Origin of the sequence: Teichococcus oryzae (assembly GCF_008386565.1) — a bacterium.
Lineage (GTDB): Bacteria > Pseudomonadota > Alphaproteobacteria > Acetobacterales > Acetobacteraceae > Pseudoroseomonas > Pseudoroseomonas oryzae.
This window is the reverse complement of record NZ_VUKA01000002.1, coordinates 262,204-280,429: the sequence shown is the minus strand read 5'-3', so window position 1 is coordinate 280,429 and position 18,226 is coordinate 262,204. Positions and strand designations below refer to the sequence as shown.

General features: G+C 73.4%; 9 protein-coding genes. 5 read left to right on the top strand and 4 right to left on the bottom strand.

The genetic code is table 11. The features are described from left to right. Window positions 1–115: 115 nt before the first annotated feature. From pepN to F0Q34_RS07380, 5 genes are all read left to right on the top strand, one after another. Window positions 116–2,740, top strand: a complete 2,625-nt coding sequence (gene pepN, locus F0Q34_RS07400; RefSeq protein ID WP_149811524.1) for an aminopeptidase N — start codon at window positions 116–118, stop codon at window positions 2,738–2,740. A gap of 9 nt (window positions 2,741–2,749) precedes the next feature. Further along, the gene (locus tag F0Q34_RS07395) at window positions 2,750–3,427 is read left to right on the top strand and encodes a winged helix-turn-helix domain-containing protein (protein ID WP_149811523.1); all 678 of its coding nucleotides are present in this window, start codon (window positions 2,750–2,752) and stop codon (window positions 3,425–3,427) included. Next, window positions 3,427–4,764 carry a sensor histidine kinase gene (locus tag F0Q34_RS07390; RefSeq protein WP_149811522.1) on the top strand — a complete coding sequence of 446 codons (1,338 nt, stop codon included), beginning with the start codon at window positions 3,427–3,429 and terminating at the stop codon, window positions 4,762–4,764. The genes F0Q34_RS07395 and F0Q34_RS07390 overlap by 1 nt, the downstream gene beginning before the upstream one ends. A 44-nt stretch (window positions 4,765–4,808) precedes the next feature. Beyond that, complete coding sequence (locus F0Q34_RS07385) at window positions 4,809–5,312, top strand: AAA family ATPase (protein ID WP_149811521.1); 504 nt, start codon at window positions 4,809–4,811, stop codon at window positions 5,310–5,312. Window positions 5,313–5,413: 101 nt separating this feature from the next. Then, on the top strand, window positions 5,414–6,898 hold the full coding sequence (locus F0Q34_RS07380; protein ID WP_149811520.1) for a DegQ family serine endoprotease: 1,485 nt from the start codon (window positions 5,414–5,416) through the stop codon (window positions 6,896–6,898). Window positions 6,899–6,957: 59 nt separating this feature from the next. On the opposite strand, the gene F0Q34_RS07375 is transcribed toward F0Q34_RS07380, so the two are convergent. The 4 genes from F0Q34_RS07375 to F0Q34_RS07360 are packed head-to-tail and all read right to left on the bottom strand — an operon-like array spanning window position 6,958 to window position 18,154. After that, window positions 6,958–8,247 carry a capsule biosynthesis protein gene (locus tag F0Q34_RS07375; protein ID WP_149811519.1) on the bottom strand — a complete coding sequence of 430 codons (1,290 nt, stop codon included), beginning with the start codon at window positions 8,245–8,247 and terminating at the stop codon, window positions 6,958–6,960. Window positions 8,248–8,284: 37 nt separating this feature from the next. Beyond that, window positions 8,285–9,427 carry a GNAT family N-acetyltransferase gene (locus F0Q34_RS07370; protein ID WP_149811518.1) on the bottom strand — a complete coding sequence of 381 codons (1,143 nt, stop codon included), beginning with the start codon at window positions 9,425–9,427 and terminating at the stop codon, window positions 8,285–8,287. A 37-nt stretch (window positions 9,428–9,464) separates the two neighbouring features. Beyond that, window positions 9,465–10,781 carry an aminotransferase class I/II-fold pyridoxal phosphate-dependent enzyme gene (locus F0Q34_RS07365; protein WP_149811517.1) on the bottom strand — a complete coding sequence of 439 codons (1,317 nt, stop codon included), beginning with the start codon at window positions 10,779–10,781 and terminating at the stop codon, window positions 9,465–9,467. Next, a complete protein-coding gene (locus F0Q34_RS07360; RefSeq protein WP_149811516.1) occupies window positions 10,778–18,154 on the bottom strand; it encodes a type I polyketide synthase in 7,377 nt (2,458 codons plus the stop codon). The genes F0Q34_RS07365 and F0Q34_RS07360 overlap by 4 nt, the downstream gene beginning before the upstream one ends. Between the last annotated feature and the right edge of the window lie 72 nt (window positions 18,155–18,226).

The following is an 18,226-nucleotide window of genomic DNA, read 5'->3' as shown; positions in this document are numbered from 1 at the left end:
ATGCGCGGGCGGCTGGCGGAAAGCGGCAATGCGGGGGGATGTCCCGCCCGCCCTGCCGGCCCATAGTGGACGGCAGGAGCCCCGCATCACCCCGTTCCCGACCATAGGGCGAGCCATGACCACGACTGCCAGGACCAACCCCCCGCCCACCATCCGTCGCGAGGATTATCGCCCCCCCGCCTTTCTGGTGGATGAGGTGGACCTGCACCTGGCGCTGCATCCCGCGGCGACGCGGGTGAAGGCGCGGCTGGACCTGCGCCGCAACCCCGCGGCCGAGCCGGCCACGGCGCTGGAACTGGATGGCGAGGCGCTGAAGCTGGTCAGCCTGCGCCTGGATGGCGCGGCCCTGCCGCCGGAGCGGGTGCGGCCGCGCGCCGATGGCGGGCTGTCCATCGATGGCGTGCCCGACCGCTTCGTGCTGGAAAGCGAGGTGGAAATCTCCCCCGAGGCAAACAGCGAGTTGTCCGGGCTGTATCTGTCGGGCGGCAACTACTTCACCCAGTGCGAGGCCGAGGGCTTCCGCCGCATCACCTTCTTTCCCGACCGGCCCGACGTGATGGCGCGCTACACCACGACGATCGAGGCCGACCGCGCCGCCTGCCCGGTGCTGCTGTCCAACGGCAACCCGGATGGCGCGGGCGACCTGCCGGATGGCCGCCATTGGGCGCGCTGGGTCGATCCGCACCCGAAGCCCTCCTACCTGTTCGCCGTGGTGGCGGGCGACCTGGTGGCGGTGCGGGACAGCTTCACCACGCGATCCGGCCGCGAGGTCGCGCTCGCCATCTGGGTGCGCCAGGGCGACGAGGATGCCTGCGGCCACGCCATGGACTCGCTGAAGCGCTCAATGGCGTGGGACGAGGAAACCTACGGCCTCGAATACGATCTCGACGTGTTCAACATCGCCGCCGTGTCCGACTTCAACATGGGCGCGATGGAGAACAAGGGCCTCAACGTCTTCAACACCAAATACATCCTGGCGCGGCCCGAAACGGCGACGGATGCGGATTACGAAGGCATCGAGACCGTTGTCTCGCACGAATACTTCCACAACTGGACCGGCAACCGCGTCACCTGCCGCGACTGGTTCCAATTGTCGCTGAAGGAAGGGCTGACGGTGTTCCGCGACCAGCACTTCACCGCCGACCAGGGCTCGGCCGCGGTGAAGCGGCTGGCCGATGTGCGCCGCCTGCGCGCCGCCCAGTTCCCCGAGGATGCGGGGCCGATGGCGCATCCGGTGCGCCCCGATTCCTACGTGGAGATCAACAATTTCTACACCGCCACCGTGTACCAGAAGGGCGCCGAGGTGGTGCGCATGATGCGCGCCCTGGTCGGCGAGGCCGGCTTCCGCAAGGGCATGGACCTCTACATCGCGCGGCACGACAACCAGGCCGTGACGATCGAGGATTTCGCCCAGGCGATGCAGGATGCCTCCGGCGTCGATCTCACCCGCTTCCGCCGCTGGTACGCCCAGGCCGGCACGCCGGAGCTGCGCGTGCGCGACAGCTTCGATGCCGCCACCGGCCGCTACACCCTGACCCTGTCGCAATCCACTCCCCCGACGCCGGGCCAGCCCGAGAAGCTGCCGGTGCCGATCCCGGTGCGGATGGGCCTGATCGGCGCCGATGGCGCGGAACGGCCCGGCGCCGGCGTGCTGCTGCTGGAGGAGGCGGAGCAGGACTTCACCTTCGAGGGGCTGGAGGCGAAGCCGGTGCCCTCCCTGCTGCGCGGATTTTCCGCACCGGTGAAGCTGTCCGGCCTGTCGCTGGAGCAGCTCGGCTTCCTGGCCAGGCATGACACGGACCCCTTCGTGCGCTGGGATTCCGGCCAGCAATACGCCGTGGCGGAAATGCTGCGCCTGGTGGAGGATTTCCGCGCGCAACGGCCGCTGGACCTGCCGGAAGGCCTGGCCGCCAGCATCGCCGCGCTGCTCGACCGCGCCATGGACGACCCCGCCTTCACCGCGGAGGCGCTGACGCTGCCTTCGGAGGATTTCGTGTCCGACCAGATGCCGGTCGCCGATCCGGAGGCGGTGCATGCCGTGCGCCAGTTCCTGCGCGCCGCCATCGGCACACGCTTCGCCGGGCGCTTCGCGGTGCTGCACGCCGAACTCGCCGATCATGGCCCTTATCGCATCGATGGCGCCGCCATGGGCCGGCGCGCTCTGCGCAATGCCTGCCTGTCCTATCTCGGCCAGGCCGAGGGCGGGGAGGGCCTGCGGCGCGCGGAAGCCCAGTTCAACACCGGCGGCAACATGACCGACGTGCTGGCGGCGTTGCGGGTGCTGGCGGATTCCGACAGCCCGGCGCGGGAAGCCGCGCTGGCGGGCTTCCATGGAAGGTGGAAGCAGCACGACCTGGTGCTGGACAAGTGGTTCGCCATCCAGGCCATGTCCGCCCGCGCCGACACGCTGCAACAGGTCAAGGCGCTGGTCGGGCACCTGGATTTCGACCTGCGCAACCCGAACCGCGTGCGCGCCCTGATCGGCGCCTTCGCCGCCGGCAACCCGTCGCAGTTCCACCATGCCTCGGGCGAGGGCTACCGCTTCCTGGCTGACAGCGTGATCGCGCTGGACGCGGTGAACACCCAGGTCGCGGCGCGCATGGTCGGCCCGCTGGGGCAGTGGAAGCGGCAGGACGCGCGGCGCGGCGCCCTGATGCGGGCCGAACTCGCCCGCATCCTCGAGCGGCCCGGCCTGTCCAAGGGCACCTTCGAGAAGGTGTCGAAGAGCCTCGCGGCCTGAGGCGCGGCGATGCGCATCCTGGTGATCGAGGATGATGCGGCGACCGCCGACTACATCGCCAAGGGGCTGGGGGAGGAAGGCCATGTGGTCGACCTCGCCCGCACCGGCAAGGACGGGCTGTTCCTGGCGTTGAACGAAAGCTTCGACGTCATCGTCACCGACCGCATGCTGCCGGGGCCGGACGGCCTCGCCATCCTGCGCGCGCTGCGGGCTTCCGGCATCGCGACCCCGGTGCTGGTGCTGACCGCGCTGGGCGAGGTGGACCGGAGGGTGGAAGGGCTCGAGGCGGGCGCCGACGACTACCTCGCCAAGCCTTTCGCCTTCGCGGAGCTGCGCGCGCGGGTGCGCGCCCTGGCGCGGCGGCCCGCCGGGCCGGCCGAGGCCACGGAGCTCGTTGTTGGCGACCTGCGCCTGGACCTGTTGCGCCGCGCCGTGACCCGTGCCGGCCGCGCCGTGGAATTGCTGCCCACCGAGTTCCGGCTTCTGGAATACATGATGCGCCATCCGGGGCAGGTGCTGACGCGCACCATGCTGCTCGAGAAGGTGTGGGATTTCTCCTTCGACCCCACCACCAACGTCATCGACGTCCATGTGTCCCGCCTGCGCCGGAAGCTGGAAGCGGCGGGCGAGGCGCCGATGATCCGCACGGTCCGCGGCGCCGGCTACATCCTGGCGCCGCCGGGCTGATGCGCTGGCTGCGCTCCTTCGCGCCGCGCGTCGCGCTGCTGGTCGGCGGGGTGGTGCTGGTGGCCTCGGTGGGCGGCGCCGGCTGGGGCTGGCTGCGGGCGCAGGACGCGTTGCGGCGGCAGCTCGACCTGGTGCTGGCCACCGATGCCGAAGGGTTGCTGCGGGATTACGAGACCTATGGCCTGCGTGGCCTGGCCGAGGCCGCAACGATCTATGCCCGCAGGCAGGGCCCGTTGCGCGTGCTGCTGCTGGCGCCGGATGGCCGCCCCATCGCCGGGCGCCTGCCGGGCGCGCCGGCCCGGCTGCGCGGCTTCGTCACGCTGGAAGGGGAGGAGGGCCGGCAGCGCCTGCTCGGCGCCCTGCTGCCGGATGGCACGAACCTGCTGGTGGGCGCCAGCCTGGTGCCGGTGGACCGCGCCGCCGCCGCCCTGGCCTGGACCCCGCCCGTGGCCGCCGCCATCGCCGCCACCCTGGCGCTGGTGCTGGGCTTCCTGGCGGCGCGGCGGCTGGAAGCGCGGCTGGCGGGCATCAGCGGCGCGGCGCAGGCGGTGATGGCGGGCGACCTGACGCAGCGCCTGCCCCAGAGCGGCGCCGGCGACGAGTTCGATCGCCTGGCCGTCACCATCAATGCCATGCTGGCGCGCATCGAGACGCTGGTGGCCGAGCTGCGCCAGGTCACGGACGACATCGCCCATGACCTCCGCTCCCCGCTGTCGCGGCTGCGGCAAAGGCTGGAAGCGGCGCTGGCCGCGCCGCGCGACGCGGCGGCCGACAGCGCGACGCTGGAAGCCGCCATCGCCGAGCTGGACGAAACGCTGGCCACCTTCGCCGCCCTGATGCGCATCGCCCGCGCCGAGGCCGGCGCCGGGCGGGAAAGCTTCGCCGCCCTGGACCTTTCCGCCCTGGTCGCCGACACCTGCGAGATCTATGCCGGCGTCGCCGAGGAAGCCGGCCGGGTGCTGGAAACCCGCATCGCGCCGGGGTTGTTCCTCGTCGGCAGCCCGGCCCTGCTGCGGCAGGCCCTGGCCAACCTGCTGGACAACGCGCTGAACCACGCGGAAGGGCGCATCACCGTGGCGCTGGAAGCAGGCCCGGTGCTGTCCGTCAGCGATGAGGGGCCGGGCATCCCGGAAGCGGAGCGCGACAAGGTGCTGCGCCGCTTCTACCGGCTGGACCGCAGCCGCAACGCCCCGGGCACCGGGCTGGGCCTGGCCATGGTCGCGGCAATCGCGCGGCTGCATGGCGGGCGGATCGGGTTGGAAGGGGCAGGAGGCGGGACGCGCTTTATCATCCGGTTCGCCGCCGCTGGCGTGAACACGCCGGAGAAAGTTCGGTAGCATGCACATGCCGGGAAAAGCCCGGCGCGGAAAAGGAGCAGGGCATGCTCGTGGTGTTCGGAGGCTTGCCGGGCGTCGGGAAAACCAGCATCGCCAGCCGCGTGGCCCGGCAGGAAAAGGCGGTGTTCCTGCGCATCGACGCGGTGGAGCAGGCAATCCGCGACGCCGGCGTCCCGGACAAGGCGATCGGCCCGTCCGGCTATTATGTCGCCTATGAGCTGGCGGCGACGCAGCTGCGCTTCGGCCATGCGGTGGTGGTGGATTGCGTCAATCCCGTGCCCGTCACCCGCGCCGCCTGGCGGCAGGTGGCCGCCCGCGCCGGGGCGGCCGTGCTGGAGGTGGAGGTGGTTTGCGGCGATCCGGCGGAGCATCGCCGCCGCGTGGAGCGCCGCTCCGCCGATATCGCCCATCTGGCGCTGCCCGACTGGGCCGCCGTGCAGGCGCGGGAATACCTCCCCTGGCCGAAGCCGGATCTGGTGCTGGACAGCGCGCGGCTGTCGGTCGAGCAGTCGGTGGAGATGGTCCGGCAGGCGCTACGCGGACTCTGAAAATCCTTTCATGATCCTGTCGGGATGCTTCCACGGCCGGTTGCGCAGAGTGCGGGGTATCGCGGTGGCTTTTCCACCGCCCAGCCACGGGATCACGGATCATGAGCACCTCGCAGAAACGCCGCCGCAACGCAGCCTTCGCCGCCGTGCTGATGGCGGGCACCGCGCTTGGCGGTGGCGGCGCCTGGCTCGTCGCCCCGCCCCGCGCCGAGGCGCAGGCGGTCAATCCTCCCGCCATTTCCACCCCGCAGGCGCCCTTGCCCGGCTTCGGCGACCTGGTGGCGCGGGTGAAGCCCGCCGTTGTCACCATCACGGCGACCGAGCGGGCGCAGGCCGCGCAGATGGCCTCCCCCTTCCCCGAGGGCTCGCCGCAGGACCAGATGTTCCGCCGCTATTTCGGCGGCCCCTCGCAGGGCGGGGCGCGCACCGCCAAGGCGCTGGGCTCCGGCTTCCTGATCGATGGCGGGGGCCACATCGTCACCAACAACCATGTGGTCGAGGGTGCCACCGCCGTCACCGTCACGCTGGATGACGGGCGCGAGCTGGAAGCGGCGATTGTTGGCCGCGACCCGCGCACCGACCTTGCCCTGCTGAAGGTGGATGCCGGCAAGCCCCTGCCCTTCCTGGATCTCGGCGATTCCGACGCGGCGCGGCCGGGCGACTGGGTGGTGGCGGTGGGCAACCCCTTCGGCCTCGGTGGCTCGGTGACGGCGGGCATCGTTTCGGCGCGGGGCCGCGACATCCAGAGCGGTCCTTATGACGACTTCCTGCAGATCGATGCGTCAATCAACCGCGGCAATTCGGGCGGGCCGCTTTTCGCGCTGGACGGCTCCGTCATCGGCGTGAACACGGCGATCTTCTCGCCCACCGGTGGCTCGGTCGGGATCGGCTTCGCCATTCCCTCGAACATGGTTCGCAGCGTCGTGGCGCAGTTGCAGGCGAAGGGCCATGTGGAGCGCGGCTTCCTGGGCGCCAGCACCCAGCCGGTCGATCCCACCATGGCGGAAGCGCTGAACCTGCCGAAGCCCGAAGGGGCGCTGGTGGCGCAGGTGCAGCCCGGCAGCCCCGCGGCCAAGGCCGGGCTGAAGCCGGGGGACGTGGTGACGGCGGTGGGCGACACCGCCATCGGAACGCCGCGTGAGCTGGCGCGCGCCATCGCCGACCTGCCCCCCGGCACGCAAACGGCGTTGAAGGCCCTGCGCGCGGGCGAGGAAACCCGGCTGAACGTCACCCTCGCCGCGCTGCAGGACGGGCAGGGCAAGGCGGGGGAAGCCGCGCCGGGCGAGGCCGGCCAGCCCCGCATCGGCCTCGCCCTGGCCACGGTGGAGCAGGCGCGCCGCGCCGGCGCCGATATCCCCGCCAGCACAAGGGGCGCCGTGGTGGCCGAGGTGCAGCCGGGCAGCCCGGCGGCCGAAGCGGGGCTGCGCCCCGGCGATGTCATCCAGGGTGTCGGCAACAGACCGGTGCACGATCCCGGCCAGGCGGCCGGCGCCATCCGGGACAGCAAGGGCGAGGCGGTGGCCTTGCAGATCCTGCGCGATGGCCAGCACGCCTATGTGGCGGTGCGGACGCCGCAGAAAGGTTGAGGAACGGGCGGGGGCCTTCCTGGCCCCCATCCTTCCGCATCCTGCGCCGGGGCTCCGGGTCAGGCGCGCGGGGCGGCAGTGCCCGGATGGGCGGGATCGGTCGGGTGCAGCAATTCCGGATCGGGTTGGTTCAGCAGGTCCAGGTGCAGGCGGCGCACGGCGGCGCGCACCGCGACATCCAGGCCCGGCCGGTTGTAGTACACGCCACGGATATGCAGCGCATGCGCGATGCAGCGGAGAAAGCCCTCGCGCAGCGGGATCTCGGGCGGCGTCGCCTCGGTCCAGAAGCGGTCCAGCGGGCCGGAGAACACCAGGCCCGGAATGCGGTACAGCGCCTCGCCCAGCGCGAAGGTGGGCGTGTGGTCGATGATGGAGCGCAGCCCGACCGTGCTGTTTACCGTCACCGTGCCCTGCACCTGTTCCACGATGGCGCCGAGATTGCCGCCGCCGAGATAATGCATCCGGCCTTCCAGCCCGAACTCGCGGGCGATGGCGCTGGAGCGCCGCTTCCAGTTCTTCAGCCCCGGGTCCAGCGGATGCACCTTCACCAGAAGATGCGCATTGGCCGGGGCATGGCCCGCGAAGCTTTGCGCGACCTCGCGCAGGGCGGTGTCGAGGTCGCGGTACTTGGAATAAGCGCGGATGGAGAAATCCGTCTCCATCTGCATCGCCATCAGGAAAAGCGGACCGCTGCCGGATAATCGCTTCAGGATCGCATCCGCCCGCCGGTTGGCGGCGCCGCGCCGCAGCAGCCGCCACAGCACGCCCAGGTAAACCGGAACCGGGTTGTAGAGCTGGTGGCTTTCGTAATGCGGGAACGGCCAGGGCAGCAGCGTGCTGAGGTGGTACAAAACGTCCCACGAGGCCTGCAGCCGGAAATTGTCCAGGTGATGCACCTGTAGGTCCGGCGGCGGCAGCTGCGCGCCGATGCGCACGATTTCCTCCGGGTCGCGGGAAAAGCGGGAAGCGGCGTTCATGCCGTCGCGCTCCAGCACGATCCAGTCGGGGCGGATATAGCCGAAATCCGTCACCGCCACGCGGATGCCGCGCTCGGCGGCGGCGGCGATGGCCACCTTGTTGTAGGGCCGCTGTTCGCCCAGCAGCACCAGGTCGGTGATGGCGTGGCGGTCGAGGAAGGCGGCGATGAAGTTCGGCCATTCCGCCGCGCGGCCACGGAAATCCACCGCGCCCGGGCCGCGCCAGAACAGCCGGTCGCCCAGGTTCAGGTTGATGCGATGCACCACATGGCCCAGGGCCCGCAAGCCGGCGCCCACCTCGTCGAAGAAGGGTGAGATCGGGCCTTGCAGGAACAGGAACCGTTTGGGCGCTATGATGACCGCTCCCGGCATTGTGCGCCTGGGTTGAAGCCGGGCCAAGGCGCCGCTGTCAATCGCCCGATTGCCCGAATGGCGCCGGCAGCGATGCGCCCCACAGCCGCCAGCGGCCCGTGACCGGCGCCGGCAGCCGCGCCATAGCCTGAAGCATCGGCGCGTTGTGCTGCAGGATCCAGGAAATCTCGACCTGCGCCCAATGGCGCTTCTCCGCCCAGTCGATGGCGGCGGACAGCAGCGCCCCCATGGCATGGGCCGACACCGCCGTGCCGCGCCAGGCGCGCCGGATGCCCAGCATCGGCAGCCGCGCGCTCCGGGCGCCGCCGAACAGGGCGCGCAGCATCCGCGCCCAGCCGAGGGGCAGCAGCCGGCCGTTCAGCGCCGCCGCCGCCGGCTCGACATTGGGGATCAGCGAGGCGAGGCCGATCGGCCGCCCCTTCCATTCGGCGAAGAACACCGTGCCGGTCAGCAGCATCGGGCGCAGCAGCTTCGCCATGGTGCGGGCCTCGGCCTCCGAAACCGGCACGGCGCCCCAGTTCCCCGCCCAGGCATCGTTGAAGATGTCCCGCACCAGCGCGACCTCCTCCGCCAGCCGGGACGGGTCCAGGCGGCGGATGACCAGGTCGCGCCGGCCTTCCCAGCGGGCCGAAAGCCGCGCGAAGCGGGCGCGGTGCATTTCCTGCGCCACCTCCAGCGTGCAGGCCAGCACGTCCATCTCCCGCGCGAGGCCGGCGGCGTCGAGCATCGGCGGCAGCCAGGCGGGATTGCGCGGCATGCGCGGCATGGGCAGGGCGCCGCCTTCCACCAGCAGGCCGATCTCGTGGTTGATGGTGAAGGACACCGGGCCGCGCAGCCGCGTGGCGCCGCGCGCGGCGAGCCAGGACGCGGCGACGTCCAGCAGGGCGCGCAGCACCGCCGGATCGCGCTCCAGCGCCAGGAAGCCGAAGCCGCCGACCGTGCCGCCATCACACGGCAGGGCGGCGGCGATGCGCCCTACCGGCCGGCCATCGCGCAGGGCCAGGAAGCGCGGCACTTGCCATTCCGCCAGGGCGGCGTTGAAGCCGGGATCGAAGATCCGCCGCGTGTCGGCGAAGAGCGGCACGGACCAGGCCTCGCCCTCCGCGCCTAGCCGGGCGGGCAGGCGGATAAAGGCTTCCGCCGCGGCGCGGCCGGACACCGGCTGGACGGTCAGGCTCATGGGGCGGGGCGTGGGGCCCGGCTGTTCGGGCGGGCCATCAGAAGGCCGGGCTTTCCGTCCGCCCCACCGCCGCGACCGATTCCGCGAGCCGTTCCGCGACGCGGTCCAGGTCGTCCTCGTCATGCTCGGAGGAAACAAAGAAGCGCAGCCGCGCCGATTGCTCCGGCACCGCCGGAAAGATCACCACCTGCGCCGCGACGCCGCGTTCCAGCAGGGCGCCGGCCACCTTCACCGTGCGGATCGAGGAGCCCAGGATCACCGGCACGATGGCCGAGCCCTGGCTGCCGCCGGTGTCGAAGCCGCGCGCCCGGAGCCGGTCCCGCAGCCCGCGCCCGTTGCGCTGCAGCCGCGCGACGCGCTCCGGCTCAGCCCGCAGGATGTCGAGCGAGGCCAGCGCGGCGGCGGCCAGCGGCGGCGCCAGCGCCACGGAATACACCGAGCCCGGTGCGGTGTGGCGCAGCCAGTCGATCACCTCGGCCCGCGCCGCGATATAGCCGCCGCAGGCCGAAAGGGTCTTGGACAGCGTTCCCATCCACAGATCGACGCCCGTGGGATCGACGCCCTGCGCCTCGGCCACGCCGCGCCCGGTGGGGCCGAGCACGCCCAGCGAATGCGCCTCGTCCACCATCAGCCAGGCATCGTGACGATGCGCCAACTCGACGCAGCGGGCGAGATCGGGGCTGTCGCCATCCATGCTGTAATGGCCTTCCACCAGCAGCAGGGCGCGCTGGGCGCCACGGCGGGCGGAGGCCATTTCCCGCTCGGCGGCGGCCATGTCGTTATGGGCGAAGGGCAGGCGGCGGGCACCGGACAGGCGGGCGCCCTCGGTGCAGGAATTGTGGATGGCGGCATCGTGCAGGATGAGGTCGCGCGGCCCCATCAGGTGGCCGATCACCGTGACGTTGGTGGCGTGGCCGGACACAAAGGTCAGTGCCGCCTCGGCGCCGTGCCACTCGGCCAGTGCTGTTTCCAGCCGCCCGTGCAGGTCCCGCTCGCCCGAGGTGATGCGGGATGCGGAAGGGGACACGCCATAGCGGTCCACCGCCGCCTTGGCGGCCTCCTGCACGCGCCGGTCGCCATTGAGGCCGAGATAGTTGTAGGAAGCGAAGTTGATCACCGGGCGGCCGCCGATCCGGCTGTGCGCGGCGGCCAGGCCGTCATGCTTCTGGAACAGCGGGCTTTGCATCTCCAGCTGGTCCAGCGCCGCCTGCAGCAGCGAAAAGTCGCGCATGCCGGGCAGGGTGGAGAAGTCGCGCGCGCTGCCCGCCTCGGGCCTGGGCGCGTCGCCGCCGCGCCGCTTCGAAAGCCGCGCCAGCAGCGCCATGCGCGCGGCGGCGGACAGGCCGCCGCTCATTCCGCCGCCTCCGCGCGGGGCGGATGGCCGGGCGGCCGCGCGCCAGGGAGGGAGGATGGCTCGAACTGCTCCACCAGCTCGGCCACGCTTTCCTCTTCCGCGCGGCCGCTGGCCAGGGCGTCGCCGAGCTTGCGCGCCAGCAGGTCGATGGTCAGGTCCTCCGTCACCGAGGCCAGGGGCACCGGCATGCCCAGCCGCTGCTCCAGCGCGCCGCGCAGTTCGAGCCCGCCCAGGCTGTCGAGGCCGAGCCCGGCCACCGGGGCATCGGTTGGCACCGCCTCGGGCGGCAGACGGAGGATGCGGGCGGCCTCCTCCTGCACGGTTTGCCGCAGCAGGGCACGGGCGGCCTCCGGCGCCAGGGCCAGCAGGTGGTCGCGCAGCGCGCCCTCGGGGCTGGCCTCGGCCCGGCCCCGCACCGCGTCGAACAGTGGCTCGGCCAGGATCGGCAGGATGCGCCCGGCCTCACGCCAGCCGATGCGGGCCATGCCGATGACGGGGGCGCCGCTGCGCAGCATGGCCGGCAGGGCGGACAAGGCCTCGGCTGCCGCCATCGCCTCGACCCCCAGGCGCCGGGCCAGCGTTTCGGCGGTGTCGGCCTGCTGGGCCAGGATGCCGGCATCGGCGATCGGGCCCCAGCCCACAGCGAGCGCCGGCAGCCCTTCGGCGTGGCGGCGCCGCGCCAGCGCCTCCAGCGCCATGTTGGCGGCGACGTAATTGCCTTGCCCCGGATTGCCCATCGCCGTTGTGGCGGAGGAGAACAACAGGAACAGCGCGATGGGATCGTGCCGGGTCAACCGGTCCAGGTGCCGCGCCGCCGCCAGCTTGGGCGCCAGCACACGGCGGAAGCGGGCGGCATCTAGGGCGCTGGCGGCGCCGTCATCGAACACGGCCGCGGCCTGCACCACGCCCACCAGGGGCGGGCCTTCGGCGCGGATCTCGGCCAGGGCGGCTTCCAGCGCCGCGGCGTCGGTGGCGTCGGCGGCATGCACCGTGGCCCGGGCGCCGAGCGCGGCCAGGGCGGTGACTGCCGCTTCTGCCCCTGGCGCGGTACCGCCGCGGCGGGACAACAGGGCGATCTGCGTCGCCCCCTGCGCTGCCAGCCACTTGGCGCATTCGAAGCCGAAGCCGCCCGTGCCGCCGACCACCAGGATGGTGCCGGCGGGCGGCGTCCAGCCGGCTTCCGGCCTTTCATCCGCCGGCAGGGCGGGGGGCGTCAGCACCAGCTTGCCGATATGCCGGCTGGCCTGCAGGGTGCGGAAGGCGGTTTCCACCTCCTCCGCCGGGCAGGCCGCATGGGGGATCGGGCGCAGCGCGCCGGTGGCGAAGCGGTCAGCGATGTTCCGCAACAGCGCCCGCGCCAGATCCGGGCGCGCCTTGGGCAGCTGGTCCACATCCACGCCGAAATAGGTCAGGTTGTTGCGGTAGGGGCGCAGCCCGACGCGGCGGTTCTCGAAGAAGTCGCGCTTGCCCAGCTCCACGAAGCGGCCGAACGGCTTCACCAGCCCGAGGGAGCGCTCCATCGCTTCCCCGGCCAGCGAGTTCAGCACCACATCCACCCCTTCGGGCCAGGCGGCGCGAAGCTGGTCGGCGAAGCCGGGGTCTCGGCTGTCCAGCACCAGCTCGGCGCCGCAGGCGCGAAGAAAGGCGCGCTTGGCGGGGCTGCCGGCGGTGGCGGCGACGCGGGCGCCGGCGGCCAGCGCCACCTGCAGCGCCGCCAGCCCCACCGCGCCCGCGCCGCCATGGATCAGCACCGTTTCGCCGGGCCCGATGCGGGCGCAATGCTCCAGCGAATACACGGCGGTGAGGAAGGCGACGGGCACCGCGGCGGCGGCGGCGAAGCCAAGCCCTTCCGGCAGGGTGGCCAGCGCCCCGGCGCGGGTGCGGACGCGGCTGGCCAGCGCCGCCGGGGCAAAGCCGAACACCGCGTCGCCCGGCCGGAAGGGGCTGTCCGGGCCGGCCTGCTCGACGATCCCGGCCATCTCCATCCCCAGGGTGGGGCCGGCGAAGCCGGCGAGCAGGGCCTCCTCGGGCAGCAGGCCCTGGGCCCACATCAGGTCGCGGAAATTGAGGCCGGCCGCCTCCACCCGCACCACCACTTCCTCGGGTCCAGGGGCGGGCAGCTCCAGCGCTTCCCATTCCAGCGTGCCGAGCTGGCCGGGCTGGCGCACCACCAGTCGCGCCGGGCCGCGCGGCGCGCCGGCCGGGGCGGCGCCCGGGCGCAGCCGGGGCACCAGCCGGGCTTCCGGGGTCAGCACGATCTCGGGCTCCGGCTCCGCCATGCCGCCCAGCAATTCCGGCAGCAGGCGTGCCGCGGCGTCGGCGGGCTTCAGCGCGGCGGAAAGGCCGATGCGCAGCGGGGCCAGTTCCGGCATCTCGTTGGCGAGCACGCGGCCCAGGCCGAACAAGGCCGCCGCCTCGGGCAGGGTGCCGGCATCCCCTGTCACCAGAACCAGCCCGGCGGCGCTGCCGCGCGCCGCTTCCGCCAGGGCGGTGAGCTGTGCCAGGGTCTCGGGCAGCGCGGCTTCGTCGGGCGCCGCCAGCGCCACGATCCGGGTGCCGGACAGGCCGCGCGGCGCCTGCTTCGCTGCATCGTCCAGCGCATGCCGGGAGATGCGCAGGCCGGCCGCCCGGAAAAGCTCCTCCAGGGCCGCGGCAAGGGGGGCGCTGGCTCCATCGGCATGCAGCTGAAGCGGTGGCGCGGCCGCCGGACCGGCGGCGGGAGCGGGCTGTTCCGCGCGGGCCCCGATATGCGACGGGGCGCGGGCGGCCAGCAGCAGGGCCGGCCAGGGCGCGGAAATCAGGGGGGCGGCGTCCAGGCTGGCCCAGCCCCGCGCGGCGCCTTCCCATTCGGCGGCGGCCGGCAAGGGCGAGGCATCGCCGCGCCACCATTCGGGCCCCTGGCCGCAGCTGAAGTCCCAGGCGCGGCCGGGGGCGGGCTCGGCCAGCAGAAGGGTGCCGGCGGGCGCCAGCGCTTCCCGCAGAACCGGCAACAGCGCGGTGCCGCGCCGGCTGTTCGCCGCGGCGGCGATGCCGACCACCAGATCGGCCTGCCCGGGCGGCAGGCCCGCCGCCTCCGGTGTCCAGGCCTCGGTCCGGACGCTGATCGTCTCGGCATGGGGCGGAATGGCGGCGGCGCGGGCGTCCCCCGCCGCCCCGGCGATGACATAGCGAACCTGCCGCCCGGAAGCGCCCAGCACGGCCAGCAGCGCGCGCGTCAGCGGGCCACCCTGCGCGCCGACCTCCAGCACGCGGAGCGGCCGGCCAGCCGGCCAGCTGGCGGCGAAATGGCGCACGGCTTCCGCCAGCACGGCGGCCAGATGCCCGAAGCCGGCGGCATCGGGCGGCGGCGGCAGGGCCTCGGCCCGGCCGGGCGCGGCCAGGGCCGCCGGCATGCGCTCGGCCGCCAGGGCCAGCCAGGCCAGCTCATGCGCGAGGCCGGGCGACTCCGCCAGCACTGCCTGCCAGATGGCGTCCGGCGCGGGCAGCTCCTCGGCCGGGGCCAGGCGCCAATGGTGCGGCCCGTCGGGCTCGGCCAGGCCATCCTCGGCCAGGGCGCGGAGGAGGGCCGCGGCATAGGGCGAAAGATGGCGCCCCGGCAGGCGGCGCCCGGCATCGCACAGGCTGCTCAGGGCGGCATGGGCGCTGGCCACCAGATGCCCTTCCAGCAGCAGCGCGGTTTCGCCGAGATCGCGCCGCGCATCGCAGGCCTGGGCGGCCCGCAGGGTGGCTTGCAGCGCCGGCGGCTCCTCCGGCGCCACAGCAGGCGCCAGGGAAGGCTGCGGTGCGATGCGGAACAGGCAATCCTCGGCGGAAGCGCGGGGCGCCAGGCGGATGCGCTGCATCCATGCCTCGTCAAGCCATCCCACCACCTGGCCGCTGCCGTCGCGCAGCGCCAGCTGGAACAGGCCGGAGCGCTCCCCGCTGTGCAGCAGCCGCAACTCGCCGCTGACCGGCACCGGGGCGCCGCGGCGCAGCACCAGCCGGCCGAGCCGCACCGGCACCACCGCGCGGCCATCCGCCGGGGCGCCATCCGCCAGCAGGCCGATCAGCCCCTGCAACAGCCCGTCGAGCCGCACCGGATGCAGCAGCCATCCGGCGTCGTCCGATGGCGCGGCGGGGGGAAGGGCCAGCGTCGCCACGGCGCTGCGCCGGTCGGCGCTCAGCCGGTTTTCCCGCAGCACCTGGAAGGCGGGGCCATAATCCAGGTGGAAGCGGCGCGCGATTTCCAGCGATTCCGCCAGCGGCAGAACGGTGCCGCCAGCGAGGTCGGGCGCCATGGGAGCGGGCAGGGCGGCCAGGGTGGCGGCCGCGGCCTCGCAGCGCGCATGCAATGTCCAGCCCTCGCCGGACAGGCGGGGGCGGCTTTCCAGCAGCACGGTGTTGGTTTCGGGCTCCAGCGTGCAGCGCAGCTCGCGCGCGCTTTCGGCCGAAAGCGGCAGCGGGCGCAGGATCTGCATGTCCCGCAGCTCCAGCGCCGGGGCATCGGGGAAGCGCAGTGCGGCGATGGCCAGCGCCATGTCCAGCATGGCGGCGGCGGGCAGCACCGGCTCGCCCCCCAGCTTGTGGTCGGCCAGCCAGGGCTCCAGCGCGGTGTCCAGCAGGCGGGACCAGCGCAGCGCGTCCTGTCCCTGGCGGAAGCCGAGCAGCGGGTGGTCCAGCAGGGGATCGGTCAGCCGGGCGGATTCGGCGGTGGGGGTGAACCAGGCGCGCTGCCGGTCGAAGGGGGTGTGCGGCAGGCCGCGCCATTCGGCCGGCCCGCGCAGCGCCGCGGCGTCCCGCAGGGCTGCGCCCTGGGCCAGAGCGCGGTCGGCGATGGCCGGGAAGGGATCGCCCGCGCCATCGCGGCGGGACAGGGTGGGCAGCACCGGCGCCTCGGCTTCCGCCGCGCGCAGGCTGTCGCGCAGATAGGACTGGAGCACCGGGTGCGGGCCGATCTCAACAAAGAAGCGCGCCCCGGCATCCACCGCCGCCTGCACCGCCTCCTGGAAGCGCACCGGCTCGCGCAGGTTGTGCCACCAATAGCCGGCATCCAGCGCCGGCCCCGGCAGCTTGGTGCCGGTGACGGCGGACAGGAAGCCGAGCCGCCCCTCGGCCGGCCTCAGCCCGGCGAGGTCGGCCGCCAGCGCGTCCCGCACCGGGTCCATCGCCGCCGAATGAAAGGCGTAGTCGAGGTCGAGCTTCACCGCCGCCCAGCGCCGGGCCTTGGCCTCGGCCACCAGCCGGTCGAGCGCGGCTTCCGGGCCGGCCACCGTGACGGAGCCCGGCGCGTTGCGGGCGGCGATCTCCGGCCGCCATCCGGTCTCGTCCGGCGCCAGCGCCTCGATCAGCGGCAGCACCGCCTCGGCGCCGGCCCCGATCGCCGCCATGCGGCCGATGCCGCGCCGGCTGTGCTGCGCGCGGGAGCGGGCGACCACCAGCCGCACCGCCTGTTCCAGGCCGAGGATGCCGGCCGCCCAGGCGGCGGCCACCTCGCCCACCGAATGGCCGAGGCAAAGATCGGCGCGCAGCCCGTGCTCGGCCAGGGCCGCCACGATGCCCACCTGCACCAGGAACAACAGCGGCTGGGCATGGTCGGTGCCGGACAGGGCCTCGGCGGAAACGCCCGCCGCCAGCAGCGCCGCGCCGGACCAGCCGGCGAGGGGGGCGAGGATCGCATCGGCCTGTTCCACGGCGCGGCGGAAGGCGGCGTTGTGCGCCATGGCTTCCCGCGCCATGCCGGCGAATTGCGCGCCATTGCCCGAGAACACAAAGGCGACCGGCCCGGCGGCGCCGGAACGGGCGATGCCATGGGTGGCACCTGCCGGGCGGCCGCCTGCCAGCCAGCCATCGAGCTGCGCGGCCAGGTCGCCGCGCAGCACCAGGCGGTGCGGGTGCAGGTCGCGGTGGCGCAGCGCGCCGCGCCGCAGGGCGGGGGAGGCGGGCGCTTCATCCAGGCGGGTGCGCCAATCCTGCGCCAGCGCCTTCAGGGCGGCGGCGGAGCGCGCGGTCAGCACCAGGGGCGGCTCTGCCACGCCGGCGGGCGCCGGGCCGCCAGCCGGCATGGCGGCCGGCCGGGGCGCCCGGCCCAGCAGTACCGACGCATTGGTGCCGCCGAAGCCGAAGCTGTTCACCCCGGTCAGCGCGCTGGCGTCGGGGTCGAGCCGCTCCAGCGCGGTCGGCACGCGGATGTTCAGGCCGGTGAAGTCGATCTGCGGATTGGGGCTGTTGAAATGCAGGTTGGGCGGCACCAGGCCGCGTTCCAGCACCAGCATTGCCTTGAGCAGCCCGGCCATGCCGGAAGCCGGCTCCAGATGGCCGATATTGGTTTTCACCGAGCCAACCGGCAGCGGCGCCGCGCGGTGCCGCGCCAGGGTGGTGCCGATCGCCCAGCTTTCCGCCGGATCGCCCACCTGCGTGCCCGTGCCATGCGCCTCGAAATAGGCGAGGCGGGCCGGATCGGCGTCGGCCTCGGCCAGCACCCGTTGCAGCAGGGCCGCCTGCGCTTCCCGGTTCGGCAGGGAAAGGCCGATGGTGCGGCCGGCCGCGTTGGTGCCGGTGGCCAGGATCACGCCGCGCACCGCGTCGCCAGCGGCCAGCGCGGCGGCCAGCGGCTTCAGCACCACCACGCCCGCGCCCTCGCCGCGCACATAACCATCCGCCGCGGCATCGAAGGCCTGGCAGCGACCGCGCGACGACAGCATCCCGGCGCGCGAGAAGCCGGCAAAGGCGAAGGGCGAGAGCAGCAATTGCACGCCGCCCACCAGCGCCGCTTCCACCTGCCCGGCGCGGATCGCCGCCACCGCCGCGTGCAGCGCCACCAGGGAGGAGGAGCAGGCGGTGTCCACCGTCTGCCCCGGCCCGCGCAGGTCGAACACGTTGGTCAGCCGGTTGGACAGGATCGACAGGGTGTTGCCGGTCATGAAGTAGCGGTCGGTGCCGGCGGGGTCCGACAGGCGCAGCTCCGCATGGTCGGTGGAGGAGCCGCCGATCCAGACCCCGACCGGCCGCCCGGCGAGCTGGCCGGCCGGCCAGCCGGCATCCTCCAGCGCCTCGGAGGCAACCTCCAGCAGCAGGCGCTGCTGCGGGTCCATTTCCGCCGCCTCGCGCGGGGACAGGCCGAAGGCGGGCGCGTCGAACCCGGTGATGTCGCCCAGATGCCCGGCGGCGAAGGAATAGGAGCGCCCCGGCTCCCCCTTGCGGGGATGCAGAAAGGCGGCCTGGGCGAAGCGGTCGGGGGGCAGGGTGCCGACGGCATCGGTGCCCGCGGCCAGCATGCGCCAGAAGCCTTCCAGGCTGGCCGCGCCGGGAAAGCGGCAGGCGGCGCCCACAATGGCGATCGGCCCCCCGCCGTGGGAGGCATGCGTGGCGCCGGGAAGGCTTTTTCCTTCGGTCATCTCACCTGCTTGGCGGCCCGAACTGGCCACCTTGTGCGAAAGGCACGCGGCGCCGGCCGTTGCAGCCGGGCC